Source organism: Janthinobacterium sp. GW822-FHT07A03 (assembly GCF_058798815.1).
On sequence record NZ_JBXAKW010000009.1, the window covers coordinates 319,299 to 329,909 of the forward strand.

At 66.2% G+C, this 10,611-nt stretch carries 7 protein-coding genes; all 7 read left to right on the top strand.

All coding sequences use genetic code 11. The features are described 5' to 3' along the window. The first annotated feature begins 181 nt into the window (after positions 1-181). A complete protein-coding gene (locus AC1RJW_RS24765) occupies positions 182-709 on the top strand; it encodes a sigma-70 family RNA polymerase sigma factor (protein ID WP_070312288.1) in 528 nt (175 codons plus the stop codon). Continuing rightward, on the top strand, positions 706-1,710 hold the full coding sequence (locus AC1RJW_RS24770; RefSeq protein WP_493047298.1) for a FecR family protein: 1,005 nt from the start codon (positions 706-708) through the stop codon (positions 1,708-1,710). Before AC1RJW_RS24765 ends, AC1RJW_RS24770 begins: the two co-directional genes overlap by 4 nt. Positions 1,711-1,783: 73 nt before the next feature. After that, a complete protein-coding gene (locus tag AC1RJW_RS24775) occupies positions 1,784-4,258 on the top strand; it encodes a TonB-dependent siderophore receptor (RefSeq protein ID WP_493047299.1) in 2,475 nt (824 codons plus the stop codon). A 194-nt stretch (positions 4,259-4,452) separates the two neighbouring features. After that, positions 4,453-5,439 (top strand): LacI family DNA-binding transcriptional regulator, encoded by a 987-nt coding sequence (locus tag AC1RJW_RS24780; protein WP_493047300.1) that lies wholly within the window; start codon positions 4,453-4,455, stop codon positions 5,437-5,439. A gap of 243 nt (positions 5,440-5,682) precedes the next feature. Continuing rightward, the gene (locus AC1RJW_RS24785; protein WP_493047301.1) at positions 5,683-7,080 is read left to right on the top strand and encodes an alkaline phosphatase family protein; all 1,398 of its coding nucleotides are present in this window, start codon (positions 5,683-5,685) and stop codon (positions 7,078-7,080) included. A gap of 78 nt (positions 7,081-7,158) precedes the next feature. Then, positions 7,159-8,787: a histidine-type phosphatase gene (locus tag AC1RJW_RS24790; protein WP_493047302.1), complete on the top strand. Its 1,629-nt coding sequence runs from the start codon at positions 7,159-7,161 to the stop codon at positions 8,785-8,787. A 93-nt stretch (positions 8,788-8,880) separates the two neighbouring features. After that, entirely contained in the window at positions 8,881-10,467 is a 1,587-nt protein-coding gene (locus AC1RJW_RS24795) for a histidine-type phosphatase (RefSeq protein WP_493047303.1), read from the top strand. The last annotated feature ends 144 nt before the right edge of the window (positions 10,468-10,611 follow it).

Here is a 10,611-nt window from a genome sequence, read left to right on the forward strand (position 1 = left end):
AGAATTAGCAGTACCGAAAAACCCGCCCTTGCCTTGCGCAGCGGCGGGTTTTTTCATTTCCGGCTGCCGCGCATGCGGCCTGCGCGCAACACCCGCCCCCTCCGCATGCAATCGGGGATTGTGGCGAGACGCCGCTGGCGCTTACAATGAGAATAATTCTCATTTATATTATTCATTCCCCATGTCCGCCATCCAGTCCAGCCTGCAACAGCAAGTGCAGTCGCTCTACAGCGAGCATCATGGCTGGCTGGTGGGCTGGCTGCGCAAGAAACTCAGCTGCCCGCATGGCGCGGCCGACGTGGCGCAAGACACCTTCGTGCGCATCATCGCTTCGCGCGACGCCCTGTTCGGCATGCGCGAACCGCGCGCCTATCTGTCCACCACGGCGAAGCGCTTGCTGCTCGACCGCGCGCGCCGGCAAGTACTCGAGCGCAGCTACCTGGCGGAACTGGCCCTGCTGGCCGACAGCCTGCCCGGCGCGCCGTCGCCGGACGAGATCCTGATGGCCGTGCAGGCGCTCGGGCAGATCGCCACGGCGCTGGCCGGCTTGTCCGCCAGGGCGCGCGACGCCTTCTTGCTGCATTATCTGGAAGAACAGCCGCAGGCCGCCGTCGCCGCGCAGCTGAACGTCTCCACGCGCATGGTGCAAAAATACCTGGTGCAAGCCTTGCTGGCCTGCCGCCACGCCTGCCCGGCCATGGCGGCATGAAGGGCGCGCGCACCGACGCGGCAGCCGAACAGGCCGCGCAGTGGATCGTGCGCCTGAGCGCCGACGACCCGGCCGAGCGCGAACAGGCGCGGTCCGGCTTCGCCGCATGGAAGGCGGCCGATCCGCTGCACGCGAACGCAGCGGCCGGCATGGAAAACCTGCTGCGCCAGTTGCACGCCGTGCGCGAGCCGGCCGGCGGCGACCACCGCCCCGCGCGGGCCGCCCTGGCCGCCATCGCCCCCGATCGTCCCCGCCAGCGCCTGCGCCAGCTGGCCGCCGCCAGTGCCATGGTCACGCTACTGCTGACCGGCGCACTGGCCCTCGGCGAACATCCCGCCTACCTGCTGGCCGACCTGCGCAGCCCCACGGGGCAATGGCAGACGCATACCCTGGCCGACGGCAGCCGCCTCACCCTGGCCGGCGGCAGCGCCGTCAACGTGCGCTTTACTGCGGGCGAGCGGCACGTGGAACTGGTGCGTGGCGACATCCTCATCGACGTGGCCAAGGATGCGCAGCGCCCCTTCATCGTCGACAGCAAGCAGGCGGCGATCCGCGCGCTGGGCACGCGCTTTAGCGTGCGCAGGGAAGACGGCGCCACCATTCTGAACATGCTGGAGTCAAAAGTACTGGCGCAAGTGCCGCAACACCCGGCCGTCGTGGTGCAGGCGGGCCAGCGCACGCGCATCACGGACGATGGCGTGGGGCCCATCACGACCATCGATGCGGTCAGCGTGCAGCAAGCGTGGCGCGCGCACCAGCTGGTGGTCGACGACCAGCCACTGGCCGAAGTGCTCGACGAGCTGGCGCGCCACCGTCCCGGCCAGCTGCATTACGACCGCGCGCAGATCGCCGGCATCCGCGTAGCGGCCGTACTGCCGCTGGACGACACGGACAAGGCGCTGCAGCTGTTGATCGACAATTTCCCGCAGCTGCGCATCCGCATGCTGACGCGCTACCTGGTGATGGTCGACGCGCCAAGCACTGGCACCGCAAAAAAATAATTTGCCACGCAGGTTCGTGTTGGCGCATCTCGCGCGTCAAGGCAGCTGAGATCATTCAAAAAAGGCTGTCACCATGTCCGTCCAAGTCCTGACCGTTTCCTCCCCGCGCGCCCTGCGCACGCGCTTGCGCCCGCTGGCCCTGGCCGCCCTGCTGCTGGCCAGCGCTGGCCTGCACGCCCAGGCGCTGGCGCAAACGGCGCCCGCCACCGCCAGCTACAGCATTCCCGCCGGTCCGCTGGCCGGCGCCCTGAACCGCTATGCCCAGCAGGCTGGCGTGTCCATCGTCATCGACGCGGCCAAGGTGCAGGGGCTGCAGACGGCCGGCCTGCAAGGCAGCTACGCCATCGACGACGGTTTCGCCGCGCTGCTGCGCGGCAGCGGCTACGCCATCGGCAAGACGTCCACCGGCTATGTGCTGGTGGCCGCGCCAGCGTCCGCCCCCACGGCGGCGGCCAGTGCCGCCTCGGCGGCCGAGCGTACCATGCCCTCGATTACCATCGTCGGCCAGGCCGAGCAAGGCGCCACCACGGAAGGCAGCGGTTCCTACACGGCGCGCAAGCTCACCATCGGCAAGGGTGAGCAATCGATGAAGGAGATTCCCCAATCGGTGAGCGTGCTGACGCGCCAGCGCCTGGACGACCAGGGCATCACGGACTTGCGCGAAGCTGTCAACAACGTCACCGGCGTGGTCGGCGTGCATGGCGTGGGCCCGGGCGTGGTCATCACGGCGCGCGGCTTCCAGATCGACCAGTGGCAGTACGACGGCGTGCCCATCGATCGCAACACCTATGCGCTGGGCAACTGGGGACAGGAAAACATGGTCATCTACGACCGCCTGGAAGTGCTTCGCGGCGCCTCCGGCATGCTGGTCGGCACGGGCAGCCCCGGCGGCTCCGTCAACCTGGTGCGCAAGCGCCCGCTGGCCACGCGCGCAATCACGCTGACGGGGCGCGCCGGGTCCTGGGACCACTACGGCGCCCAGGTCGACATCAGCAGCCCCCTGAATGCAGCAGGCACCCTACGCGGACGCGCCATCATCGACGAGGACGACAACCACTCCTTCATCGACCAGGTATGGAGCAAGAACCGCACTCTGTATGCAGCGCTCGACTACGACCTGGCGCCCGCCACCACCGTGGGCCTGGCCGCCAGCCACGTCAAGGCCCACGGCCGCCCCACGTTCATCGGCCTGCCCCGCTACGCGGACGGCAGCGAACTGCCGCTGCCGCGCTCCACCTTCACGGGTGCCGACTGGAACCGCAGCCTGGTGGAACAGAACACCGTCTACCTGGACCTGGAACACCACTTCAATACGCAATGGAGCCTGAAAGCCTCGGCGCTGGGCATGAATGAAAGCACCAGTTCCACCCACCAGCGCACGGCCTTCGCCATCAATCCCGACGGCAGCGGCGCGCGCTATGGCGACTTTTCCACCGATTTCGACAACCGCAAGCGCGGCATCGACGCCTTCGTGCGCGGCAAATTCGACGGCCTGGGCATCGCGCAGGAAGTCGTCGCCGGCGCCAGCTATGTCAGCATGACGTCGAACGACCGCTATGCGCGCGCGTGGGAAACGGGCGCGGATATCTTCAACATCAAGCACCATCGCCCGTGGCAGGACTTCGACAGCATCGCCGCGCGCGGCGTGAGCAGCTACAGCACCTACGACATGCGGCAGAAAGGGCTGTACGCCACCTGGAACGGCCAGCTGACGGGCAAGCTGAAAGCCCTGCTGGGCGGGCGCTTCAGCTGGTACGACTTCTTGTATGCCACGCCGGACGGCTACCGCGACGCCACCCGCGCCACGGCCAAGTTCACGCCATCGGTAGGGCTGATCTATGCTTTGACGCCGCAATGGTCGGCCTATGCCAGCTATGCGGACGTGTTCCAGCCGCAGACAAACCACGACGTGGCAGGCCGCACCCTCAAGCCGATCACGGGCAGCAGCTACGAAGGCGGCATCAAGGGGGAACTGGTGGACGGCAAGGTGAACACCGCGCTGGCCGTGTTCCGCTATGACCACAAGGACCGCGCCATCACCGACTACGCTGCCGGTTTCGCCTGCGACGGCTGGTACTGCTCGCGCGCCTCGGGCAAGGTGCGCAGCCAGGGCCTGGAAGCGGAAGTGTCGGGCGAAGTGGCGCGCGGCCTGCAGCTGTCGGCCGGCTATGCCTACACGACGACGACCTACCTCGATGATCCGGACAACAAGGGCCAGGTCTTTTCCACGTGGACGCCGAAGCACATGCTGCGCCTTTGGTCCAGCTATACCCTGCCCGGCGCGTGGGACAAGTTCAGCGTGGGCGCCGGCACCAGCCTGCAAAGCCATACGGTCGATACCGAACGCACGTTCAAGGTTGCCGGCTTCTCGATCTGGAATGCACGCCTGGGCTGGCAAGCCACGCCGCAAGTGGCCCTGTCGGTCAACGTCAACAATCTGTTCGACAAGCGCTACATCATCCCGGCCTACAACACCACCGGGTCGAACAACTATTATGGCGACCCGCGCAACGTGCAGTTCACCCTGAAGTACACGCCGAAGTGGTAGGACGATTGAAAAGCTGAGGACCGGCACGCCGGCCGCGCCGCGTGACTGACAGTGCCACCGGCATTCAGTTCGCGCCGCGGCCGGGATTTTCGGCTAAGATGATGGCGCGGCGTTGCGCCGCACCGCATCGTGCATCGGCCTCTCATTCATCTACACCGTCAATGGAACAAAAAGACAAGTCTTGGGTCACTTCGGTGGACGTCGCCAAACGGGCCGGCGTCTCGCGCTCCGCCGTCTCGCGCACGTTCACGCCCGGCGCCAGCGTGGCGCCCGAAACGCGGGCCCGCGTGATGGAAGCGGCGCAGTCGCTGGGCTACCAGGTCAACATCCTGGCGCGCAGCATGAACCAGGGCCAGAGCAACCTGGTGGGCGTCGTCATCACGGGCTTCACGGATCCGTTCCGCGTGGCCCTGCTGGGCGAAGTCACGCGCAGCCTGAGCGAACATGCACTGGTGCCGCTGCTGATGAATGCGGAAGATCCAGAACGCCTCAGCGAATTGCTGCGCATCCTCCTCAGCTACAAGATTTCCGGCGTCATCATGACGTCCGGCTCGCCGCCGTCCGCCGTGGCGACGGAATACCTGCAGCGGCAAGTGCCCGTGGCCATGATCAACCGCGCGCGCGACCTGAAAGGCGTGGACGTGGTCAACAGCGACAACCGCCATGGCGGCGAACTGGCGGCCAGCACCCTGCTCGACAGCGGCGCCAAACGGCTGGCTTTCGTCAATACGCGCGCCAGCAGCTTCAGCGGCATCGCGCGCGGCAAGGCCTTCCTCGACCACCTGGCGCCGGCCGTGGCGAAGAAGCGCTGCACGGCCGGCGAATACCTGGCCGACGCCATCGGCTACCAGGCGGGCCAGGAAGCGGCCGAGGCCCTGCTCGCCTCGGGCAAGCTGCCCGACGGCGTGTTTTGCGCCACCGACCTGATCGCCTGCGGCTTTATCGACGCGGCGCGCAGCAAGTACGGCATCGACGTGCCGGCGCAATTGCAGGTGATCGGCTTCGACGACATTCCCATGGCGGCGCTCGACGCCTACCAGCTGACCACCATCCGCCAGGATGCGGGCGAACTGGCGCGCCGCGCCGTCAAGAGCCTGGTCGAGCGCATGGAAAAATTCGCCATGCCGGGCCGCCTGAAGGAAGTCCCCGTCACCCTGGTGCGGCGCGGCACGACGCGCTAAGCGCTTCGACATGGCAGATGGCGCAACGCCGTCGTCTGCCGCCCGCCACCGCCCCGCACCGCCCGCCGTTCCCCGTTTTCCACACTTTTCCATCCTCCGCCTGTACTTGTTGACATCGAAAAAAATCCGGGTTACTGTTTGCACACGCGTGCTGCACACGTGTGCAATTTCTTCAAGAAGCCTGTTCTGGGCACACCACTAAAAAAAGCGCCCCGTCCACGGAGGCGTATCAAGGAGACCGTTATGTTGAACCACGTTCTAAGAATCGCCCTGTTCGGCGCCGGGGCCATCGGCCTGGCGGCCTGCACCACCCCCGCCGGCATGCAGCACGATACCGCTGCCAGTGCCGCCGATCCGAAGCTGGCGAAGATCGGCCAGATCGTCGTCGTGTACATGGAAAACCGCAGCTTCGACCACCTGTTCGGCACCTTCCCCGGCGCCGACGGCATCGCCAATGGCCGCTCGCCCGACACCACCACGCAGACCGGCCCCGATGGCAAGCCGTATGCGATGCTGCCCGCCGTGGCGCTCGACAAGGGCGGCCTGGACCAGCGCTTCAAGGGCGACATCGCCAACGCGCCTTTCCACATGGAGCCGAGCGTGTCGCTGGGCGACAAGACGGCCAGTCCCGTGCACGCGTTCTGGACGCACAAGCGCCAGATCAACGACGGCAAGAACGACCGCTTCGTCGTCGAGGGCAATACGGGCGCCCTGCCCATGGGCTACTTCGACGGCAGCAAGCTCAAACTGTGGGCCCTGGCGCAGCGCTACACCCTGGCCGACCGCTTCTTCCAGTCCGCCTACGGCGGCTCCTTCCTCAACCACATGTGGCTGACCTGCGCCTGCACCCCCGTATTCCCGAACGCGCCCAAGTCCATCGTCGCCCAGGATGAGCGCGGCACGGGCCACAAGAAGGGCGAGGAAGCGGAAGTGACGCAGGACGGCTACGCCGTCAACACCATGCAGGGCCCGCTGCTGTTCGACCCGACCAAGAAGCAGACCTTCCTGCCGCCACAAACCATGCCCACCATCGGTGACCGCCTGACGGACAAGGGTATCGCGTGGGTCTATTATGCGGACGGCTACGACATCGCCGTCGCCTCGACCAAGTCGGGCAAGAAGGCCGACGATTTCTCGTATCACCACCAGCCGTTCACCTACTTCAAGCGCTTCATCGACAGCCCGCAGCAGCGCGCCACGCACCTGAAGGACCGCTCCGACATGATCGCCGATGTCCAGGCGGGCAAGCTGCCGCCCGTCTCGTTCTACAAGCCCATGGGCAAGAAGAACATGCATCCGGGGATGGACAAATCGAGCGTGGCGGCAGGCGACGACGAGGGCGTGGCCATCATCAACGCCATCATGGAAGGCCCGCAATGGAAGGATACCGTCATCATCGTCACCACCGATGAAAACGGCGGTTTCTGGGACCACGTGGCGCCGCCCAAAGGCGACCGCTTCGGCCCGGCCACGCGCATTCCCGCCCTTGTCATCTCGCCCTTCAGCGAAGGCGGCCATATCGACCATACCGAGTATGAAACCGTGTCGATCCTGAAGTTCATCGAGGAACGCCATGGCCTGGCGCCATTGAGCGAGCGCGATGCGCGCGCCAACAGCCTGGCCAAGGCCCTCAAGCTGTAATGCCCCCTCTTGCCTGTCTACCCTGGGTGCGCCGTCCTGCGCGGCGCACCCGGGCAACTCACATCCAAAGGAAACGCCATGCTGCACGCACGCCATCTTCCCCTGTCCCTCCTGATGCTCTCCCTGGCCGCCTGTGGCGGCGGCGACGATACGCCGCCCGTCCCTGTCACGCCGCCGGTGACGCCGCCGGTGACGCCACCTGTGACGCCGCCGCCAGCCACCTACTACCAGACCAAGACGCCGTACACGCCGCAGCAGGATGCGGCCACGTATGAAGCGGCGCCGGCCGGCTACGCGCCCGTGTTCACCGAACTGGTGGCGCGCCACGGCTCACGCGGCCTGTCGAGCATGAAGTACGACGCCGCCTTCTACAACGTCTGGCAAAGGGCCGCCGCCGACGATGCGCTCACGCCGCTGGGGCAAAAGCTGGGCGCCGACATCCTGAAACTGATGAAGGCCAACGCGCTGCTCGGCTACGGCGTGGACGGCATCACGGCGCCCGGCTACGGCAACCTGTCGCAGACGGGCATCAATGAGCACAAGCAGCTGGCCGTGCGCATGCTGGCGCGCCTGCCCGCCCTGTTCACGCAACTGGGCGCGAACGCCGCCAGCGCGCCGCGCCAGATCGTCACCGTCAGTTCTGGCGTGGACCGGGCCAAGGACAGCGCCGCATATTTTGCGCAGTCGCTGGCCGCCACGGCACCAAACGTCGCACCGCTGATCACCCTGCCGCCCGCGCCCATCGGCTACCCGGCCGGCAAGCCCGTGGCGCAGCCAGCTGGCACCAACCGCTTCCTGCTGTATGCGCACAAGCTGGTGCCCAAGACGGACCTGGTCACCGATACCCTCGACCGCTACTACCAGACCTACCAGGACAGCCAGGCTTACCAGGCCTACCTGGAAAGCCCGGCTTTCCTGGCCAAGTACTCGGCCATCGACACGGATGCCACGGCGCGCACCCTGGGGCGCGAAGTGCTGGAGCGGCTGTTTACCAAAGCCTTCGTCGACAAGATCGACAACGGCACCTACCGCTTCGCCAACACGGGCACCTACAGTTTCACCAGCGACGACGGCAAATTCACCAACACCGTCACCGGCGACGGCGGCACCACCATCAAGGGACTGGCCGACGCCGCATCGGTGCTGTACAACCTGTACGCAATCATGGCCGGCATGACGAACGAGGTCAAAGCCGACTTCGTGCAGTACATGCCGTCGGACGCGGCCAAGTACCAGGCCTTCGTGCAGGATTACCAGGATTTCTACAACAAGGGTCCCGGCACCACGGAAAGCGCCGGCGTCACCTGGAACTACGTGCGCGCGCTGCGCGACGACTTCTTCACGGAAGTGGACGCCATCGCGCGCGGCGACCTGTCACACGGCGCCAAGCTGCGCTTCACGCATGCGGAAGCCATCATCCCGCTGGCCACGGCCATGGGTCTGAAGACCGTCGTCGGCGCGCTGCCAGCGGCGCAGACCTACAGCTATGACAACAGCAGCTGGCACGGCCTGTACGTGGCACCGATGGCGGCCAACATGCAGTGGGACGTGTACCGCGACGCCAGCGGCAATGTGCTGGTCAAGCTGCTGTACAACGAAAAGGAAACCGACTTCCAGGCCGCCTGCGATGGCGCGCGCTTTGCTGCCGGCAGCCATTTCTATGTGTATGCGAAGCTGAAGACCTGCTACGGCCACGTGGCGCAGTAAGCGGGAAGCGTGGGCGGGCCGGCTCCCAGCCGTGCCCGCCTGATTGACGTTTGATGCTAGGCTTGCGCCTAGATAATCACGTCACGGACTCCCATGCCTCCATCGCTTCCCCTGGCCAGCATCCCGCTGGCCCTGGCCCTCGCCATGTGCGCCGGTCCCGCGCTGGCCGTCGAAGGCTATTACCAGACCAAGACGCCGTATGCGCCGCAGCAGGACCCGGCCACCTATGCCGCGCCGCCGGCCGGCTTCCAGCCCATCTTCACGCAACTGGTGGCGCGCCACGGTTCGCGCGGGCTCACCAGCATGAAGAACGACGCGGCCCTGTATGCGATGTGGCAGCAGGCCGCCGCGCAGGATGCGCTCACGCCCCTGGGCCGCGAACTCGGCCCCGACATCCTGGCGCTGATGAAGGCCAATGCCTTGCTCGGTTATGGCGTGGCGGGTATCGAGCGGCCCGGCTACGGCAATCTGTCGCAGACGGGTATCGACGAGCACCGGCAGCTGGCCGTGCGCATGCTGGCGCGCCTGCCCACCCTGTTTGCGCAAGTGGGGCAGGACGCCGCGATGGCGCCGCGCCAGCTCGTCACCATCCATTCCGGCGTGGACCGCGCGCGCGACAGTTCGCGCTTCTTCACGCAGTCGCTGCTCGAGCACGCGCCAGCGCTGACACCCTTGGTATATCTGCCGCCCGCGCCGGCGCCGTATCCGCGGGGACGCAAGCCCACGGTACAGCCGATATTGCAGCCCGATGGCGTCAACCGCTTCCTGCTGTACGCGCACAAGCTGGCGCCGCAGACGGACCGCGTCACCGATCCGGCCAATCCCTATTACGCCACCTATGCCGCCAGCCAGGCCTACCAATACTATGAACGAAGCAAGCAGCTGGATGTGCTGATGGGCACTCCGGCCAGGCTGCCCGCGGCGACAGCGCATGCGCGCCACGTGCTCGAACGGCTGTTTTCTCCCGCCTTCCTCGACCAGTTTGAACGCGGCCGCGCCAGCTATGCGGACACGGGCAGCTATACCTTCACCAGCGCCGACGGCAAGTTCACGCGCACCATGACGGGCAGCGGCAAGACCGTCATCCGCAGCCTGAATGCCGCCGCGACAAAACTGTACGAGCTGTATGCGATCGCCGCCGGCATGCGACATGAAGTGCCGGCCGATTTCAGCCGCTACATGCCTGCCGAGGACGCGCGCTACTACGCGTATATCGCCGACCACGAGGATTTTTACCAGAAGGGACCGGCCACCACGGAAAGCAGCGGCGTGACGTGGCGCTTTGCGCTGGCCTTGCGTGATGATTTTTTCAATGAGGTCGATGCGCTGGCCAGGGGAAATGTGCGCCACGCGGCGAAGCTGCGCTTCACGCACGCCGAGATGATCATTCCGCTCGCGTCGGCCATGGGCTTGAAGCAGGCGCTGGCCCCCTTGCCGGCATCGCTCAGCTACAGTTATGAAAACAATCCATGGCGCGGCCAGAACGTCTCGCCGCTGGCGGCCAATATGCAGTGGGATGTGTACCGCAACGACGCAGGACAGCTCATCGTGCGCCTGCTGTACAACGAAAAGGAAACGGACTTCCAGGCCGCTTGCGACGGCGCCCGCATCGCGCCGGGCAGCGTCTTTTACGACTATGCGAAACTGAAAACCTGCTACGGACACGTGGCGGCGCGCTGACGCGCTGATAGTGCGCGCCGCCAGCGCGCTTTACTTCAAGGTCGGCATGGCAAACTCCGCACCGGCTGCCGTCGAGGCCGGCCAGCGCTGCGTCACCGCCTTCTGCTTCGTATAGAAACGCACCGATTCCGGGCCGTGCGCATG

What these genes read in the sequence shown, in the direction of transcription:
- AC1RJW_RS24765 (WP_070312288.1), top strand. Translation starts at nt 182, where the DNA reads ATGTCCGCCATCCAGTCCAGCCTGCAACAGCAAGTGCAGTCGCTCTAC.
- AC1RJW_RS24770 (WP_493047298.1), top strand. Translation starts at nt 706, where the DNA reads ATGAAGGGCGCGCGCACCGACGCGGCAGCCGAACAGGCCGCGCAGTGG.
- AC1RJW_RS24775 (WP_493047299.1), top strand. Translation starts at nt 1,784, where the DNA reads ATGTCCGTCCAAGTCCTGACCGTTTCCTCCCCGCGCGCCCTGCGCACG.
- AC1RJW_RS24785 (WP_493047301.1), top strand. Translation starts at nt 5,683, where the DNA reads ATGTTGAACCACGTTCTAAGAATCGCCCTGTTCGGCGCCGGGGCCATC.
- AC1RJW_RS24790 (WP_493047302.1), top strand. Translation starts at nt 7,159, where the DNA reads ATGCTGCACGCACGCCATCTTCCCCTGTCCCTCCTGATGCTCTCCCTG.
- AC1RJW_RS24795 (WP_493047303.1), top strand. Translation starts at nt 8,881, where the DNA reads ATGCCTCCATCGCTTCCCCTGGCCAGCATCCCGCTGGCCCTGGCCCTC.